This is a genomic window from Paraburkholderia sp. RAU2J (genome assembly GCF_003634845.1).
Lineage (GTDB): Bacteria > Pseudomonadota > Gammaproteobacteria > Burkholderiales > Burkholderiaceae > Paraburkholderia > Paraburkholderia fynbosensis.
Window position 1 is genome coordinate 273,968 of the sequence record NZ_RBXG01000002.1, and the last position, 17,242, is coordinate 291,209.

The following is a 17,242-nucleotide window of genomic DNA, read 5'->3' on the forward strand; positions in this document are numbered from 1 at the left end:
TACTGCTTTGTGTCGCATGTGTACTAGGAAAACTGGATGACATTGTCAACGATATCACGCTGCAGACGGGCCCGATGACCGGATGGCAATACGCCGGTGGTGGACAGCCAGCGCTGCCTCGCCGCCGCTCGTGGAGTGAAAGAGTCCAAGCTGCTCGAACTCCTCTTCCTGCAGCGGCGTGATGGCGATATCCGTGTAGGCGTAACGTTCCGGAGCCTTCACGACTTCCCTGAGGATAGCCTCTGTCCTGAGGTAGAAGCGCAGATATTTTGTCGCCTTGACAGCGGTCTCACTCCAGTAGCGCGGATAGAAGCGAAGCGGCGATTCGACCGGTAGCCGCCAACGGCGGTCACGGCGGTGTTTCATCCGCAGGGCTCCCCCTTCGAGCGGATGCACACCCTCGTGTTCGATCATCAGTCTGAACCAGGCGATTGTGCGCATGATCGTCTTCGGTCGGCCGTTCGGGATCTGCGCTGCCCGCTTGACGATCGTGCGGATGTGCTCGTACGAATAGAACGCGCTCCAGGCGCACCGATACGCTTCTTCCCATTCAGCGTCCGACATTTTCGGGTGGTGCGTGACCCGGTGGTTGGTGTCGTATTTGTTGATGTCCGGGTCCATCCATTCACCGTTCCTTATCATCGTCTGATGATCCTCGGAGCCTGGAAGTGGGGTGAGCATGAAGAATTCGAGAATGTCGATTGGCAATTCACGCTTGATGATCTCGATGTCGCGCAGGATCGATTCTTTCGTGTCCGCCGGGAATCCGATGATATAGCCAGCGTAGGTAATCGCGCCGTGGGCGCGCCACTTCTGCAGCATGGCGCGGTATTCGGTGATCTTGTTCTGCCGCTTCTTGGCCGCGATCAGATTCTCGGGATTGATATTCTCAAGCCCGATGAACACGCGACGCACACCCGCGCGCGTTGCCTTCTCGATGAAGTCTGGAATCTTGTGACAGAGCGTGTCGACCTGGATCGTGAAGCCGCAGTGAATGCCTTCCTTTTCCCGAAGTTCGATGACGCGGTCGAGAAGGATCTCCCAGTCGTGGTTGCGTGCGAAATTATCATCCGTGACGAAGAACCGGTCGATGCCCTGCGTTGCGTTCTCGCGGATGATCTTCTCGAGATCGTCGGGGGTGCGAAAGCGACTCTTGTGCCCCTGCACGTTGATGATGGTACAAAACGAGCACTGATACGGGCAACCACGACCGAGGTCAACCGAGGTATAGGTACCTGCCGTGCGTTCGATATGCTTGCGCGGCAAGATGGGCTGGGGAGCACCTTCGAGCGAGGGTAACGTGTCCATGAAATTATACAAGGGCTTCATTGCACTATTCCACGCGTCGAGAAGGACTTCATCAAGACGCCGTTCCTCGGCCTCCCCAGCGAATAGCGCCACACCCATTGCTTGTGCTTCCTTAAGTTCAGCGGGCATCTCGGGCAGCATGGAGATGCAGCCAGAAACGTGGAAGCCACCGATCGCAACCGGCAAGCCTGCGGCACGGAACTGGCGGGCGAGGTCGAGTGCGCGCGGGTACTGGTTCGACTGCACACCGACCAGACCGATCATCGATCTCCCGCCCTTTGCCTTCAGGTCACGAATGATGCGCTCTGGCCACACCCGCTGGTTGGTTTCGTCGCATGTTTCGATCTCAAAATGGACGCCAGGGCCCAGCAACTCTCGCTTTCGCGCGTCATCAGCGAGCGCATACATACAGGCCAGTGTATTGGAAGGCATGACCGAGCGGAGCCACTGGATCGGGTAGCCGTCGTCGTCGTAATGCGTCGGCTTGATGAGGACGAGAGAGAATCGGAAACTGTCAGAAATCGAGTAGATCGTGTCCATGGTCTGCTCTGTAGCCCTGTCTGGAAGTCACAAAACCGTGAAGGTCGTCCGTCTTCAGAAAATCGGAGATGGATCGTAAACTGGCAAGCAGTACAACAACCCGCATCCTACCCGCTTGGCCCCCTGCTGTGTTTACAATGCCGCAGGCGCCAAGTTTCGAGGATTGGGATCCTGTTGGGGCCGACAAGAACTATGACACGGCGGGCTTCGCGGCGAGTTGCCGCGCCAATCGTGTGACGCCGCATGTGGCGCAAAACGACGGCCGCGGAGGTGGCTCAGCGATTGACGGTCGCACGACACGCCGGGCCGGCTACGCCATCAGCCAGCGCAAGCGCAAATGCATCGAGCAGGTCTTCGGCTGGAGCAAGACGGTAGGCCGGATTCGTCAGGCGATGTATCGTGGCCGCGAGCGGGTCGAGCAGTGGTTCCTCCTGACGCAGGCGGCCTACAACCTGACGCCACCGACGCCGACCTTGCCGCGCCCGACCTTGAAATGAGGCACACAGCGGCGCAGCCTCTTCCTGGAGCCGACCGTCAACGTAACGTGCTCCGCAGGGTAGCGGGTTGTCCTGTGCGGCGCGGCCTGATAGGCGGGATGGCCCGGATCGATGCGCTTGATAGCTGCCATAACTGGAACCTCCTCAGAGGATTCTATGCCGAAGCGGCACGGCAGTTATGCCGCATTCCTGAATATGTGCTGTAGACAAACCTGCGACCAGGCGGTCAACAAACCGGGCGTGCGCTTGGCGATCGGCCCACCTTTCGGTGACATGTTCGATGGCGTTCCCCGGCCAGTAGGTTCGGGCTTCTATCCCTGGTAGCATGAACGCGACGTGGATTGTTGAGGGACAAAGGTCCGCTATCTGGTTTTGTCGCAATAGCGATGCTGCGGTCAAGTGCAGGTTGGCAGAACTTTGCTTGTGCCCACGATGAAGAAGACCGCAACACCACAAATGGCCCTTGCTGCTGGCGTTGCCAAGGTGCTGCACCGGTTGCACTATCCGCTGGACGTGATGCGTCAAGTCAAGTATTTGAACAACGTGGTCGAACAGGACCATCGGGCCATCAAACGCATCACTCGGCCGATGCAGGGGTTCAAGGACTTTGACTGTGCTCGCGTTATTCTCACTGGCATTGAGACCATGCACATGATCAAGAAAGGGCAGATGAAATGCCGGGGTAAAATCCCGCTGTCCGCTGCGCAGCAGTTCTACTCGCTCGTTTCATAAGGTATCCTTTGGATATCGCATTTTCTCGTCCCTCCCGTCTTACTGCGACACAACCGTCGCCGGTCGTCGCGTTCAAATGCAAGTAGTCAGCAAGAGCGCGGGCCCAAACGTGATAGCCGTGGCAACCAGCGCCGCGATCAAGGTCCAGATGACGACGGTATGCATGAACGTACTGATGCGCTCGGGACCCGGATCGCGCATGGCCGCCGCGCGATAGCGCCACAGCCAGCCGATCGCGACCAGATGCAGCAGCAACACGATGGCAAGGCTCACACGCAGCGGCCCGCTCGGCCAGCCGAACGCGCAGCCGATCGCGTGCAGCGCATACAGGATCACGAGCGCAACGCACCAGATGGTGAAGCCCACGGCGAGCCACCACAAACGCCGTGGCGCAAGCGGCCGTCCGTTCATGGCCGTGCTCCCAGCATCGCGACCAGCGAGGGCAGCGCGAGCACGAGGACCAGCGCAATGATGCCCGTCGTCAGCGTGTAGTCGAGCCACAAGCGAGTGAGCCGCAGGTCCGTGAGCCGTCGCGGCGAGACGAAGCCGGCGCCGATGCGCAGTAGATTGCTGATCAGAAACAGAAGCCCGATGCCCGCATGAATGCCGACATACGTCAGCAAGGCTTTGTCACCCATTGAAAGGCCGTTGGAAAGCGGTACAGCACTAGCCACAAGGCGCGGCCTTGCGTTGTTGCAAAGCGGTCGCTGGCCCCGTGCGAAGCGAAACGTCGCGGCGCACCCGGTATTTCGTTCATCTGGTTGCGGAGCTGATCCGCACCAGTCACCCATCGGGTTCAAGGCGAGTGCCGGTGTTCTGGCCTTCGCCCCTGGCTCACGTGGAGCCCCAGAAAACCGTCGGTACCAGGCCAATGTCCAAGGGGTGAGACAACAATGTGGTTACCCGTGTGGGTACCAGGCTTGCTCGGGCTCGTGGTCTGGGCGTCTCAGTCGTTACGCTGCATCGGGAATGGCCGGGGGTGTGTCCCAATCAACTTGCTGGTTTGATGCCAACAATGCCGTCGGGCTCGTCACCCCCCGCCAAGGTCAGCCGAAACATCGGTTGAGGTCAAAGGGTTTGCCCTCCCTCATCATGTAATAAGCGGCACGCGCGAGCTTGTGTGCGAGTGCCTTCATAGCCACGACGGGCAGGCGCTTTGACTTTTTGCGGTCATAGAAACGCCTGGCCTGTGGACAGCAGCGCAACGCTCCAGCGGCGGCCTCGACGAATGCCCAGGCAAGGTAACGGTTGCCATTGCGTGCATTGCCTTCGCCCTTTTCTTGCCGTTGGAGATGCGCTTGCTGTCCACGCAGCGGCAATAGGAGCTGAAATGGCCAACGCTGGCGAAGCGTGCGATGGTGCCGGTTTCGAGCATGATGGTGGCCGCAAGGATGTTGCCGATTCCGGGCGCACTCCTGAGGATGTCGAACTGTGGGCGCAGCTTGACTTCCTTGTGGAGAATGGCCTCAAGCGCCTGAATCTCTGTGCACAGCGTATGGAGCACGGCAAGGTTAGCCATCAGCGCGCGCTCGACGTGCGGCGGCAACACGAGTGCTCGCACCGCTGCGTCGTCGAGACGTTGCACGTGTTCTCCATTGATGCGTAGATTGAGCTGCCTGGCGAGCAGGCTTTTGATACTCAGGATGTTCAGGGTACGTTGCTGGACAAGCTGCATGCGCTTGCGCGCCAGGTCGCGTAACGCGCGTTCGTGAGACGGATAAATGTAGCCTTCGGGCAGCAATCCAAGCCGAAAAATGTGGGCAAGGAATACGGCGTCGTGTTCGTCACCTGAGTACTTCAGGCCCTCGTACTGCTTGATCGCTGCAGTATTGGCCAGATGTACGGCAAAACCGTCGGCCATCAGTCCGTCGACAAGCCAGTACCAGTTGAACGTTGATTCCACGACCACTCCCTGCAGTTCATCCCGATAGGGCTCCAGCGCGGCCACTATGAGTTGTAGATCATTGGCAAGCCGCTTGCAGTACAGCACCCGGTCCCGGTCGTCAATCACGGCGACTACGGCGTTGTTCGAGTGCAGATCGATGCCGCTATACTTCATTTCAGCCTCCTGAAAGGGTCGGTTGAGGGCTGCATCTCAACTCTAGACCCTGGCCGCCCCCTTTTCTTGGGCGGCCAGGAGGCCTTTCAATGATTATCAACTTGCCGGTAGCGAGACGAAATGGTGGCAGAGGTCACCATTGCTCAGCAAGCATTCGACGGATTCTGGGTGAGGTCGGTGAATTCGTGCCACGCAGCGAATCGGGCCGCGAGGTGTTTGCGATAGAGCGAAGCACGCAGCAGATGCCGCTTGAGCGCGAAATGCTGCCGTATCGGACCGACACACGAGAGGAATGCCTGCGTGCGCTTGCAGTCGCGAAATCCCCGCATGCGACGCTCGCGTTCGCGGGCAGGTTGGTGGCTGTTCTCCGCTCGGTTGTTCACGCGCGCCGCGGCTTTAACGAACACGTGTTTGACGTTCGCCAATTCGGGAATGTCGGCCTTTGCGGCCGGGTAGCTGCGCAATTGGCCGGTCACGATCTTGCGCGGCACAGGGCATGAGCGAAGTACGCGGTTCAAGAAACGTTTGGCTGCAGCCTTGTCACGCCGCTTCTGCAACAGGATCTCGAGTTCGGCACCATGCTCATCGACGGCCCGCCACAGCAGGTATGGCTCACCGCGCAGCGTCACGAACATCTCATCGAGATGCCAGGTGCTGCCCGGTTTGCGGCGCGCAACCATGACGCGATGCGCGAAGCCCACGCCGAACTTGTCGCACCATCGGCGGATCGTCTCGTAGCTCACCACCACGCCGCGTTCGAACAGCAATTCCTCGATATCGCGCAGGCTCAGTTGGAAGCGGAAATACCAACGCACCGCGCAACTGATGACTGCGGCGGGAAAGCGGTGACCGTGATAGAGCGAGTTCGTCTTTTTCATCGCGACATCTTACGCGACCGCCACGGTAACGTGACAACGCCGAGTTGCGAGCAGGATCGTCAACGATGCGCCCCGCGTGTATCACCTTCGATAGCGTGATGGGACTTTCGGGTGTCCAGATTGCAGTTGACACGAGACGCGCGGCGACACCGGGTGTGGTAGCCGCTCGCGCGTCACGGCCTGCGTGCGCTTTTACTGCACGCAGGTAAACGATGCCGCGCTGTTCGCGTTGCCCGCGCCGTTATAGCTAGGCCACGTTGGATACTGGCACAGCGGTCGCGTGCGTCCCGGTACGCCCGCAGTGTCGGTGACCACCTGATGCACCGGCTGCTTGCCGTGTTCGGCCCAGTTCTCCAGCGTCGTCAGCGAGTCCCATGATGCGTTGAACTCTGTGCCGCTCCCGTGCTGCATCCCTGGAATCTCGTAGTAGCGCATGAACGATGCGACGGCGCCAGAGCCCATCGTCAGCACCAGGCGCTGATAGTAGTTCTCGGTTGCCCGCGTGCTGGCGGTCAGGTCCACAGTGCCGTGCGCCATCAGCAGCTTGCCGCCGTGCTGCATGAAGGGCGTCAGGTTCGCGTTGGTCGCGTCGAGTCCAGACAGCGCGCTGATCCGCCCGGACCATTGACCGGCAAGCGCCGGATTGAACTTTAGCGAGTTGAAGTTGGGATTGCCCATCACCGTGTAGCGGGCGAACTCATCGCTGATCTGTCCGTCGAACATCGTGGTGATCTGCAGCGGGTACGACGGCTGCGTCGTACCGAGCGCGAGCAACGTGACCGTTTCCTCGAGTGGAGAACTGCTGCCCATGCCGAGATCTGCGCCATACACGTTAAAGCCAGGGTACTGCGTTTCGCCGCTTTCGAGCGGATACTCAAACACGAGGGGCGTGTTCATCGTATTGAGCGCCGCGATCTGCCGGTTCGACAGACACGTGTCGCCGCGCGCCGCACCGCCGGGGCAGCGCAGTCGCTTGCCGTCGACGTAAGCCGTCGCGGGATTGAACGTCGCATTGCACGCCTGCACGTTGCTGATCAGCCCGTCGGCGGCGCCGTCGAGCCCGTCGCACGCCTGCATCACCGCTTTCAGGAGCAGCGCGCGCTGCGCCGTGTCGAGGTACGCACCAGGCGCCGCGAAGCCTTTCGTCACGCGCAACAGCTGCAGGATCAGCGTCGTGAAGTCGTACGCGGGATAAAACGCGATCACACCATCCCAGTCCTGCGGCCAGCGCTGCGCGACGGTCAGCGCCTCGCGCCCGCCAGTTGAGCCACCCGCGAAATACGCCTTGTACGGATGCGTGCCGTAACGCCTGTTGATGATAATGAGCGCGGCGTCATGCGTCTTCTTTAGCGCGTTGCCCATGAAGTTGTCGTACGCCTCTGCGTTGACGGAGAAGGCGCCGTCCACCGAGTCAACTCCCTCGTGCCCGGAGTCGCTCGCGAACACCGCGTAGCCGCGCGACAGCGGTCCTTGCAGATTGGCCGGCGCGCTCGGCACGTTGCCTGTCACGTCGGGAATGGAGCCGTTGAACCCGCCGCCGCCGAGCATGAGGATCTTGCTGTTCCACTGGTCCGGCAACGCGACGTTGAACAGGATGTCCGGTGCGGACGGATCGATCGGATGAATCGCGCCGGCCACAAGGCAGTACGACCCGGTAGCCGTCGCACCGCGGCCGCTCGCCGCCATCTGCGTCGTTGATGTGACGACGGCGCCGGTTGTCGGCAGGCCAATCGAGCTGGCCTGGATGGTCAACCCCTTCAGTTGCGGACAACTTGCTTTCGACGATGTGGGCGCCCCGCCTGATCGGCATGCAGCGCCTCGACAAGAGCTTGCCGCAGATGCCGCATACACGCCGCCGCTCCACATGGCGCATAGTGCTAGCGCACAGAACGCACCCCGCCACGACCGCACGCACCCAGACGCGCGCCACAATCCCTTGATCGAGTTCATCACCTTGTCTCCTTCAAATGAGGCACGGAGACGGCGTCGGACGTTGCGGCATCGGCCTCTATGCCACACAACGCACACGTGACCCGTATCCCTTTCGAGTCAAGTGCGCGGCTACCGCGTGCACGTCGATCAACACAGTGCTGCGCGCGATACCCGCCCGACACCGCATAATCAAACCGGTCAACCCAGTAGAAGACTTCGCCGGCCCGTCGACGCAATTTGCGAAGGTCGTAGCATTAGCGTTCGCGGCGCGGTGCGGTGCGAGAGATACGGTTAAGCGCTTTCCCCACGCATAGCGATGCATCTGCCGCAGGACGGGTCGATCATTGCGCTTCAGCAAACGCCCGACGATTAATGCCAAAACTGCGCGGCAGTCGTCCCGCCTGGCCTCGACCGGTCGAGCCGCAATGCGGCAAAGTCCGCCGCGTTCGGTTATCGAAGTCGAAACGGAACCAGCTCACGCAGCATACAGTTCTAACGGACCCCGAAAGAATTGTTCAATACATGATGGTCGTTCACACTCATATCGGACGACGAATGGAGATCAAGTGCACGGCAGATGTTCGCGAGGCGCGTAGCGGGCAGAGCATCGTCCACATATCGGTGCACCGATGTCTTGCGTATCTGTATGAAAAAGAGGTCATGCATGGTCGTGAAGAGCCACGAACGCAGATCGGTACGCGCCAGGAGCGGCATGCTGCCATCGAGTGCGCGACAGGTTTTTTCTCGACGAGGCCGTCGATCCTGTTCTTCGAATTTCCGTGCTCTCGCCATGAGCTCCAGCGCTAACTGCTCTGTGTGAAAAAACAGTATGTGGAGCAGAAGCTTAGGCCCTCCGAGAATCTTAAGGAGCGAGGTCAATGCATCGGCTGTTATCGATCATCGGCTATCCGCGAGATGACGTTCGGTGCATTGGCCGGGTTTGAACAGACTGATCTCGCAACCGACGTTCGTGTCGTGGAACGCCAGCATCATGCCGTGCATGCCGGCTACGGCGGTGGCAAGACTGAGCCCCAGGCCGCTGCCAGGCGTATGACGGCTCGCCTCTCCACGATAAAAACGGCGCAGGACGGCATCGCGCTCGGTCGGTGCGATGCCTGGTCCATTGTCGCGTACCGTCACGCCGGCCCCTCGTCCGTCGTGCCACAGCGTCATGTGCACGGCTCCGCCATGCGGTGCGAACTTGACGGCATTCTCCACCAGATTCGCCAGCGCCTCGAATAGCAGATTCGGATCGCCCTGGATTTCCAGCGGGCCGGACACCGTGCGCTCCAGTTCGAAGGCAATCTGCTTGTCTTCGGCGGTCGGCTCGTAGAACTCGAACACGTCGTCGGCGACGGCGGCCAGATCGACGCTGGTGAAGCCGGCGCGGCGCACGCCGCTTTCGATTTCCGAAATGCGCAGCAGGGCGTTGAAAGTGCGTAGCAGGCCGCTGGTTTCCACGATGGTTTCATCAATGGCCGCGCGATACTCTGCCTCGGTCCTGGCGCGCCGTTGGGCACGTTCGAGTCCGCCGAGCACCCGCGTGAGCGGCGTGCGCAGATCGTGCGCAATCGCATCGCAGACGCCCTTGACCTCGTTCATCAGGCGCTCGATTTCGTCGAGCATCCCGTTCACGACGCCGACCAGGCGATCCACTTCGTCGCGTTTCGAATGCACCGGCAAACGCCTGCTGAGATTGCCGGCGACGATTTCCTTGATCGACGCGGTCGCCGCATCGAGCCGCCGCATCGCCGAAACGCCAATCAGGGTCGCCCCGATCAGGCCGATCACGAGCGTGATCATCGCAGTGGAGAGCAGCGCATGCAGCAGTTCGTCGTCGAAGTGGTCGAGCTCGAGGGTGTTCTGGCATTGCAAAGCGATGCGATTATCGGGCACGTGCGCGGCGATGCATCGGCCAGGCGGGTGGCCCGGCACATTTGCGAGGCGCGTCGAAAACGGCTTGTCAAAGACGGGGATCGCTGGCTGATCGCCCCCATAGCCGCCGGCAAGATGACTTTCGCTGATTGCGGGCGTGACGCAGATGACGTCGTCGAGCTCGCTCGGCAATACCAGCATTGCCGTGCAATTCGATCTGTCGCGCGACATCGATGGCGCGGCGCAGGATGTGCAGACGGCGATCAACGCAGCCGGCGGCACATTGCCGAAGAACCTGCCGAACCCGCCGACCTATCAGAAGGTCAATTCGGCCGACTTTACGTTGTTATCACTGGCGCTGACTTCGCCTTCGCTGACGCTCACCAGCTCGACAGCTACGCCGCTCATCGAGCAGCACGTGCGTTGTCGGTTTGCTTGCGCTCAAAGTCAGGACCAGCATCTTGACTGACCGCGTTCAGCGTTTGCACGCTTTCTCCCTTAAGGTGTCCTTCAGCTTCAATCACTAGTATCGGCAACACTGTATCTAGTCGTCCGACTGCCGCAATTTGGTGGTCGGTACTTCGACGGAACGCGCTTCCGCCGCCTATACGCACCGGCGAATGTCGGTGCACATATCATTCGTCTCACGAGACCATGTCATGAAGCCAATCACCGTTGACATGCTGCGGGCACATCTGTTGGTGGCCTCGCTCACGGCCATGGGCGTTGAGGCCCTGGCCCTTCTCGCGCTGACGGTGCTGCCGGTGTCGCAACAGGTCTTCGATTCCGCATCATTCCGTTTGTTCGCGATCGCAGTGATCAGCAGCGGTGTCGTCGTGACGCGGGAATTTGCGAAGGCCGCCTTCGAGCGCGCCGTTCAACATCGGCACGCCGCGCCCGTCAAAGAGACGACGGAGGCCAACTGTCCTGTTGCGGTGACGGCGGTTTGTGCGCAGCGCTGGCTCGTCGTTCTGCATCTGCGTCTGACGGGCAGACCGTTCGTGCTGACCGGGCACTGACGAACGGACGATGGCGGCGCACGCACCGAGGGCACGCCACGACTCCTCCACGCCGGCTGCGCCGGCGCTTCACCTTATGCACTGGTGGCTGCGGTGACGATGCCTTTCTTCGAGGCGCACGGTTGTGCTGCTGCCAAAAACGGCGTCCCTTAAGTAGCTTTGATCCTGCTGAACCGGATCCTGTATCCGCTGTGTCCCTTCACGCACGCCGGCGCCAGCTTGCTCGAGCCGCCGTGCGGCACCGTGCCGCGGCTCGACGGAAATCCTCGGATCTTCTGCGATCAGCGCCACGACCGTTTTAAACCGGTGCTCGCCGTATCGTCCCGCGACAGCCCCAACATCGCCGTCGTGTGCCCGTTTGCAGGTCGCGCAGCCGAAGGACGAGATCGAACTCGCGATCGAGTGTTGAGTGAACGTGCGCGATTCTCAGAATGCGGCTGCGCTGCAAGCGCTTCTGTCTCCGAGAGTCGCTGACGCGAGTCGAGCGGCTGCCGCCCGTTTGGGCGGATTCGGTGTTGCGCTAACGCGGTAGGTTTTTTCTTGGCAATGGGCTCGGTGTACATCCTCGGTACGTCGCAGCCGTACACAAACAAAGCGCTGCGCAAGTAGCCCGCCCCAACCTATATCGCCTGCTTCTTCATCAGCAGTTTCAACAACACCGGCAGCAGCAACAACACCAGCGGCAACTGGACAATCAACCCGGAAATGATCGCAACGGCGAGCGGTTGCTGCATCGCCGAGCCCTGTCCGAGGGCGAAAGCCAGCGGAAGTAGTGCGAGAATCGCGGCAATCGTCGTCATCGTGATGGGGCGCAGGCGATTGCTGCCAGCGGCAGTCAACGCCTCCTCAAACGGCATCCCATCATCACGCACCAGCCCCTGCAACTCCGACACATAAAAAATCGCCACCTCAGTCACGATACCGATAATCATCGTCATCCCCATCATGGCGGAGATGTTCAACTCGATCCCGGTGATCCACAGCCCAATAAACACCGCGCCCGCCGCCAGCAAAGGCATCGCCATGACCGCCAGCGCAACGCGGAAGCGCTCGTAGAGAAAAAGCAGCAGGCCGAACACCAGCGCAATCGCCGCGCCGAAGACAGTCAGCAAACCCTTGAATGCAATCTGCTGTTGCTGGTACAAGCCGCCCAACTCGTAGTACACCCCGCCCGGCAACAGGTTTTTATCGCTGAGCGCTTTCTGCACGTCGGCGATCGTCGAGCCCAGATCGCGGCCGTCGATGCGCGCCGTCACCGCCACCATCCGTTTCAGATTGTCGCGGCTGATTTCCGGCTGGCCCGTCACCGTCACCCGGTCGGCGACGCGGTTCAGCGCAAACAAATGCCCGTCAGGCGCACGGATCTGCAACTGGCCCAGTTGCGTATCTGTCAGCTTCATCGCGCCGGCCTTGCGCACACGCACCCCAATCGTTTTCGGCCCGTTCTGGAACTGCGTTGCCAGATTGCCTTCCACCATGTCGGACACAGTCTGCGCGATCGACTGCGGGTCCATGCCCTCGGCAGCCGCCGCTTCCGGCCGGATATGCAATTCCAGTGCGTCGCCCGCCGGGTTGATGCCGTCGTTCACATCCACTACGCCCTGAATCTTTCCGATCCCGGCCGCGACCTTGCGCGCCGTAGTGTCGAGCGTATTCTGGTCGTCGGAATATATCTTGATCTGAACCGGCTGGGGTACCGCGGTCAAGTCGCCGATCAGATCTTCCATCAACTGCGCGAGTTCGATGCTCACGCCGGGCACCTGCGTCTCGATCTTCGAGCGGATTTCCTCCATTACCGTATCGATCGGCTCGCGCCTGCCCGACTTCAGGCGCACAAAAAAATCTCCCTTGTTGGGTTCGTTCAGGTCGCCGCCGAGACCGGCTCCGGTGCGGCGCGAATAGGTCGCGACATTCGGATTCGCCCGGATGATGTACTCGATCTGTTTCATCAGCCGGTCGGTTTCGGTCACTGACGTGCCCGGCTCGGTATGATAGTCGAGCACAAAACCACCTTCGTCCATGCTCGGCATGAAACCGCTGCCCACTCGCGTGAAGGCGAATGCGGCCACCACGATCAGCGGCAGCAAACCTAGCAGCACGAGAATCGGCCGCGCGGTGACGCGCTCGACCAGAAACGCATAACGCTGGTTCATCCACGACGCGAAGCGCGTTTCCTTATGTTCCTCTGCGTCTTTCGGTTTCAGCCAGTGGTCGCACAGAATAGGCACCGCGAGCCAGGTCACGAGAAACGAAATGAACAGCGCGCTCGCCATGGTCACCGATAGCGCCTTGAAAAAAGCGCCTGTCACGCCCGATAAGAACGCCAGCGGCACAAAGATGATCAGCGTCGCCGCCGACGAGCCGGCAAGCGGCCGGGTGAATTCGAGCGCTGCCGCCATCACTCGGCCGTGAAAGGCGCGCGAGCCGGCTTCACGCATGCGCCGCACGATGTGTTCAATCATCACGATCGCGTCGTCGATCACGAGGCCGACCGCGGCAGCCATGCCGCCGAGCGTCATGATGTTAAAGCCCATGCCGAACACGTCGAGCAACAGGATCGTCGCGGCCATTACCACTGGCACGAGCGCCACGGCGATCGCGGTGATCTTCCAGTTCCGCAGGAAGAAGAAGAGCGTCAACGCTGCCAGTACCACGCCGATCATGATCGCGTCGCGCACACTGGTGGCCGAGGCGATCACCAGTTCGCTCTGGTCGTACCAGTTCGACAGATGTACGCCGGCCGGCATCTGATGCTGGAAGTCGGCGAGCTTCGCGCGGATCGCTCTGGCCATCGCCACGCTGTTCGCGCCCGGCTGCTGATACACGTTGATCAGCACGGCATCCTGACCGTCGGCGGTGACGCGCATCCATTGCGGTATCACGCCCTGGCGGACCGACGCGACGTCGCCGAGGCGTATCTGCGTCGCGCCGTTGGCCGACACAACCACGTTCTTCAATGCATCCAGTTGCGTGATCGTCGTATTGGCGATGACCAGATACAGCTTGTCGTGATCCTCAATGCGGCCATTCGCCATCAGGACGTTGCTCGCGCCGATCGCTTTAGACACGTCGGCGAGCGACAGCTTGTACGCGGCGAGGCGCGCGGGCTCGATCGCCACTTCGAACTCATCCTGCGCACCGCCCATCACGTCGACGCGCGCCACGCCTTCCACTGACGAGAGCAACGGCCGCATCTGAAACTGCGCCAGATCGTGCAGCGCGGAGAGCGATTGCTGCTTTGACGTCAGGCTGTAGGCCAGCACTGGAAACACCGTCGGGTCCATGCGTCGTACCTGCATCGAAGTGCCTTGCGGCAGCTTCGCGAGGATTTCACTGATTGCGGACTGGGCCTGCAACGTGGCTTGCGCCATGTCGGTGCCCCAGTTGAAATTGATCGAGATTTCCGCTGAGCCGCGGCTCGTTCTCGATTGCACGTCGAGAACGTTCGGCACGCGGCGCAGCGCTTCCTCGACCGGCAGCGTGACGAGCGTGGCCATCTGTTCTGCGGGGCGGTCGCCCGCGTCGAGCGAGACGACCGCCCGCGGAAATGCGACGTTGGGGAACAGCGAGATAGGCAGGCGGAACGCGGCGAGCGCACCGGCGATCGCCAGCAACGCAATCACGAACAGCAGAGAGCGCCGGTGCTTCTGCATCCATTGACCAAAATTCATCGCGGCGCGCCTCCGCTGGTTCGCACCGCCATGCCGTCCTTCAACTCATAGTTCCCGCTGACCACGATGCCCTCGGCAGCGTCGATCGGACCGTCCACGCCGTAACGCTCGCCGTTCTCGACCTGTGTGACCACCGCCACGCGGCGCGCCTTGTTCTGCGGCGTGATCTGAAAGACATACGGGCCCTGGTCGTCTTTCAGGACGGCGGCACGCGGCACGATCCAGTGCACGCCGCTTCGCGTCGCGATATCGGCGCTCACGCGCGTGCCCGGAATGAACGCGTTTTGGCCGAGCAGCACGTTCGCACCGACGTTGACAAGCTGGCTCTGCTGATCGACAGCACCCCCGACCAGCACCACGCGGCCGTCCGCCGCTGCTTTCGCGAGCGCGGTGGACAGGCCGTGCAGGGTGACGGCGTCCCCCGCGTGAATCGACGCGGCATCCGACGGCTCGACGCCGAGCATCACGTTGACGTGGGCATCCTTGCCGCCGCCGGCGAGTTGCAGGATCGCGGCGCCGGGCTGCATCTGATCGCCCTGGGTCGCCGACACCTGCAGCACCACGCCGTCGAGCGGCGCGGTTATGACCTTGTTGCCGCCCGCAACGCCCGTCTGGACCTGCGCGGCGAGCGCCTGCTGTGCGTCTTCGGCGGCCTTGCGGGCGCTCGCGAGTTGCGACTGCGTGGCGAGCCCCTTGTCGTACAGCGATTGCGTGCGCGCCAGTTCGCCTTGCGCGAGCGTCAGCGCGCTTTTCGCCTGGGTCGCGGCGAGTGCGGCGGCCGGATCGGCCTGCACGACGAAGAGCGCTGTGCCGCGCGTGACGGTCTGCCCGGGCTGCACGCGCATCTGAACGATGCGCGCGGTGTACGGCAGATTGACGGTGGTGAGGTTCGACGCGGAGGCCGCGACGATGCCGTAGGCTCGCACCGGTTGGGCAATATCGGCGCGCTGTACGCGCACGGTCTGTACGGCAACCACGGGCTGGTCGGCGGCGTTCCTCGCGGCCGGGGTAGCGGTAGCGGCAGCGCCCGCCGCGTGGACCGCGTGCATGCCGACACCCACGAGCGCGACGCAGACGACGGCAATCGCAAGCGCGGCGATGCGCCGTCGCGGCGCTGAAAAGAGGCTATTTCGCATCATGAGTTTCGGTGAAGGTCTGAGCGGAGGAGGAGAAGGCGTCGGGAATTGCACTGCCCAGCAGCGCCTGAAGGCCGACGCGTTGTTCGGCGAGCGACTCGCGCAGCGTCGCGACGTCGATACGTTTGGTCAGCGACGCGCTTTGTGCGTCCGTGTAAGCGCCGAGCGTGAGGTCGTGCCCAGCGAAAGCCGCCGCCGCGTGCTGCGCGGCGAGGTCAGCGTCGGGCAGTGCCGCTTCCGTCTGCTGCAATTGCCGGGTGAGAATCACTTTGTCCGCGCGCAGGTGCGCGACGTCCGCGTACGCCTGGTTCAGCCGTGTCTGGTATTCGTCGCGCAGGCGCTGGCGGGTCGCTTTCTCGATCGCGACGTTGCCCTGGTTGCGGTTGAAGATCGGCAGACTCAGGTTGATCTGGAAGCCGCTGGTGTAGATGTTCGACGTGTCGCGCGCCCGCACGAAGCCCACCGACAGGCTCGGAAACTGGCTCAGAATCGCCGCGCGATATTTCTGCTCCTGCGCTTCGTAGCCTGCCTGCAGCGCGATCAGGTCGGGGCGGCGTTGTGCGAGCGAGGCGAGCGCGGCGTCAAGCGTTGTGCCGGACAGCGGTGCGATGTCTTCGCCGCCGGCAAGTTGCAGCCGGACTTCCGGCGAGAGGCCGAGCAGTGCGTTCAGATCGTGATGCGTCTGTTCGGCGGCACGCTCGGCCTCGGCGGATTGCTTGCGCGCGTCGCTATACGCGGTAAGCGCGGCGGTCAGCGTGTCGTCGGTGAGATTGCCGTCGCGGCGCGCTTCGGCCATCCGTTCGTAGCGCGTGCGTGCGAGCTCGCGTTGTTGCTCCAGCAGCGGCAGCGTGTCCTGCTGGAAGCGCGTCTTGATGAACAACTGCCGCGCTTGCGCGACGATCTGCCATTCCTGCCAGAGCAGGCCGAGATCGGTTTTGGCGACCGTGGCGTCGGCGGACTGTTTGTTCGCGCTGCGCAGCACGATCGCCATCACGTCGATGCTCAAGCCATAATTGAACGCGCGCGTGGTGCCGACGGCGCCGGGGTAGTCGCTCGACACGCTCAGTTGCGGGTCGGGCAACAATCCTGCCGAGTAGGCTTGAGCACGCGCGATGCCGAGATCGTCGCGGGCCAGTTTGAGCTCGGGATTGTTGGCCACCGCGAGCATCGCGACTTCGTCGATGTCGAGCCCGTCGGACGGATCGAAACGATGCGCGGCCAGCTCGGGCAGCGGCATGCGCGATGCGTCGATCTGGATGCGCTCGAGTGAACGCGCGGAGGTGGACGTGTCGTGCGGCGCGAGCGGCTCGCGGTGATACCACGCGCAGCCGCCCAGCAGCAGCGCGCAGACCGGCGCGAGGCAGCGCAGCCATGGGCGGACCGCCAGGTTTGCCACTCGGTTGGCTGGCGCTGCGGCATTGAAAACGGGCAAAGTCCGGCTCCTGGAATGAAGAGGTAGGGCAGCCCGCAACCGGATGCCGCATAAGGGGAGCCAATTGTGCTGATGAACTGCTTAAGACATGCTTAACTTCGATCTAAGCGTGTCATCAGCAAAAGATAAGGAAGCGATAAGGAAGGGTTAAGCTCTCGGGCGT

The 17,242-nt window shown here is 61.8% G+C and carries 11 protein-coding genes and 3 pseudogenes; 4 read left to right on the forward strand and 10 right to left on the reverse strand.

The genetic code is table 11. From position 1 onward, the window contains the following. Positions 1–54: 54 nt before the first annotated feature. Positions 55–1,848, reverse strand: a complete 1,794-nt coding sequence (locus B0G69_RS18755) for a radical SAM protein (RefSeq protein WP_121319958.1) — start codon at positions 1,846–1,848, stop codon at positions 55–57. A gap of 173 nt (positions 1,849–2,021) precedes the next feature. Here B0G69_RS18755 and B0G69_RS18760 point away from each other — a divergent pair. Beyond that, a pseudogene (locus tag B0G69_RS18760) lies at positions 2,022–2,345 on the forward strand (transposase); the annotation flags it as partial. A 507-nt stretch (positions 2,346–2,852) separates the two neighbouring features. Continuing rightward, a pseudogene (locus B0G69_RS18770) lies at positions 2,853–3,077 on the forward strand (DDE-type integrase/transposase/recombinase); the annotation flags it as partial. A gap of 72 nt (positions 3,078–3,149) precedes the next feature. On the opposite strand, the gene B0G69_RS18775 reads toward B0G69_RS18770, so the two are convergent. The 6 genes from B0G69_RS18775 to B0G69_RS18805 form a co-directional block, all read right to left on the reverse strand. Beyond that, positions 3,150–3,488, reverse strand: coding sequence for a hypothetical protein (locus B0G69_RS18775; RefSeq protein ID WP_121319962.1), 339 nt, complete (start codon positions 3,486–3,488; stop codon positions 3,150–3,152). Continuing rightward, positions 3,485–3,715, reverse strand: a complete 231-nt coding sequence (locus tag B0G69_RS18780) for a hypothetical protein (RefSeq protein ID WP_121319964.1) — start codon at positions 3,713–3,715, stop codon at positions 3,485–3,487. The genes B0G69_RS18775 and B0G69_RS18780 overlap by 4 nt, the downstream gene beginning before the upstream one ends. 494 nt (positions 3,716–4,209) lie before the next feature. Then, positions 4,210–5,136, reverse strand: coding sequence for a transposase (locus B0G69_RS18785; RefSeq protein WP_241991390.1), 927 nt, complete (start codon positions 5,134–5,136; stop codon positions 4,210–4,212). A gap of 143 nt (positions 5,137–5,279) precedes the next feature. Beyond that, the gene (locus B0G69_RS18790; RefSeq protein WP_121319966.1) at positions 5,280–6,014 is read right to left on the reverse strand and encodes an IS6 family transposase; all 735 of its coding nucleotides are present in this window, start codon (positions 6,012–6,014) and stop codon (positions 5,280–5,282) included. A 192-nt stretch (positions 6,015–6,206) separates the two neighbouring features. After that, positions 6,207–7,766 carry a tannase/feruloyl esterase family alpha/beta hydrolase gene (locus B0G69_RS18795; protein ID WP_241991391.1) on the reverse strand — a complete coding sequence of 520 codons (1,560 nt, stop codon included), beginning with the start codon at positions 7,764–7,766 and terminating at the stop codon, positions 6,207–6,209. A gap of 1,077 nt (positions 7,767–8,843) precedes the next feature. Further along, positions 8,844–10,022 carry an ATP-binding protein gene (locus B0G69_RS18805; protein WP_241991392.1) on the reverse strand — a complete coding sequence of 393 codons (1,179 nt, stop codon included), beginning with the start codon at positions 10,020–10,022 and terminating at the stop codon, positions 8,844–8,846. On the opposite strand from B0G69_RS18805, the pseudogene B0G69_RS18810 reads away from it, so the two are divergent. Together B0G69_RS18810 and B0G69_RS18815 are read left to right on the forward strand one after the other, a co-directional pair. Then, positions 9,970–10,200, forward strand: a pseudogene (locus tag B0G69_RS18810) (efflux RND transporter permease subunit); the annotation flags it as partial. The gene B0G69_RS18805 and the pseudogene B0G69_RS18810 overlap by 53 nt on opposite strands. Positions 10,201–10,480: 280 nt before the next feature. Next, positions 10,481–10,840: a hypothetical protein gene (locus B0G69_RS18815; RefSeq protein WP_121319971.1), complete on the forward strand. Its 360-nt coding sequence runs from the start codon at positions 10,481–10,483 to the stop codon at positions 10,838–10,840. A 620-nt stretch (positions 10,841–11,460) separates the two neighbouring features. On the opposite strand, the gene B0G69_RS18820 is transcribed toward B0G69_RS18815, so the two are convergent. Genes B0G69_RS18820 through B0G69_RS18830 form a run of 3 tightly spaced genes read right to left on the reverse strand, consistent with a single transcriptional unit; the run spans position 11,461 to position 17,079 of the window. Next, positions 11,461–14,511, reverse strand: a complete 3,051-nt coding sequence (locus B0G69_RS18820; RefSeq protein ID WP_121319973.1) for an efflux RND transporter permease subunit — start codon at positions 14,509–14,511, stop codon at positions 11,461–11,463. Next, positions 14,508–15,650 carry an efflux RND transporter periplasmic adaptor subunit gene (locus B0G69_RS18825; RefSeq protein ID WP_241991393.1) on the reverse strand — a complete coding sequence of 381 codons (1,143 nt, stop codon included), beginning with the start codon at positions 15,648–15,650 and terminating at the stop codon, positions 14,508–14,510. The genes B0G69_RS18820 and B0G69_RS18825 overlap by 4 nt, the downstream gene beginning before the upstream one ends. After that, positions 15,637–17,079 (reverse strand): TolC family protein, encoded by a 1,443-nt coding sequence (locus tag B0G69_RS18830; protein WP_121319977.1) that lies wholly within the window; start codon positions 17,077–17,079, stop codon positions 15,637–15,639. Before B0G69_RS18830 ends, B0G69_RS18825 begins: the two co-directional genes overlap by 14 nt. Between the last annotated feature and the right edge of the window lie 163 nt (positions 17,080–17,242).

Excerpts from the sequence above, each read along its gene's own strand:
- B0G69_RS18755 (WP_121319958.1), bottom strand. The coding sequence starts at position 1,848 with ATGGACACGATCTACTCGATTTCTGACAGTTTCCGATTCTCTCTCGTC.
- B0G69_RS18775 (WP_121319962.1), bottom strand. The coding sequence starts at position 3,488 with ATGAACGGACGGCCGCTTGCGCCACGGCGTTTGTGGTGGCTCGCCGTG.
- B0G69_RS18780 (WP_121319964.1), bottom strand. The coding sequence starts at position 3,715 with ATGGGTGACAAAGCCTTGCTGACGTATGTCGGCATTCATGCGGGCATC.
- B0G69_RS18785 (WP_241991390.1), bottom strand. The coding sequence starts at position 5,136 with ATGAAGTATAGCGGCATCGATCTGCACTCGAACAACGCCGTAGTCGCC.
- B0G69_RS18790 (WP_121319966.1), bottom strand. The coding sequence starts at position 6,014 with ATGAAAAAGACGAACTCGCTCTATCACGGTCACCGCTTTCCCGCCGCA.
- B0G69_RS18805 (WP_241991392.1), bottom strand. The coding sequence starts at position 10,022 with ATGCTGGTATTGCCGAGCGAGCTCGACGACGTCATCTGCGTCACGCCC.
- B0G69_RS18815 (WP_121319971.1), top strand. The coding sequence starts at position 10,481 with ATGAAGCCAATCACCGTTGACATGCTGCGGGCACATCTGTTGGTGGCC.
- B0G69_RS18820 (WP_121319973.1), bottom strand. The coding sequence starts at position 14,511 with ATGAATTTTGGTCAATGGATGCAGAAGCACCGGCGCTCTCTGCTGTTC.
- B0G69_RS18825 (WP_241991393.1), bottom strand. The coding sequence starts at position 15,650 with ATGATGCGAAATAGCCTCTTTTCAGCGCCGCGACGGCGCATCGCCGCG.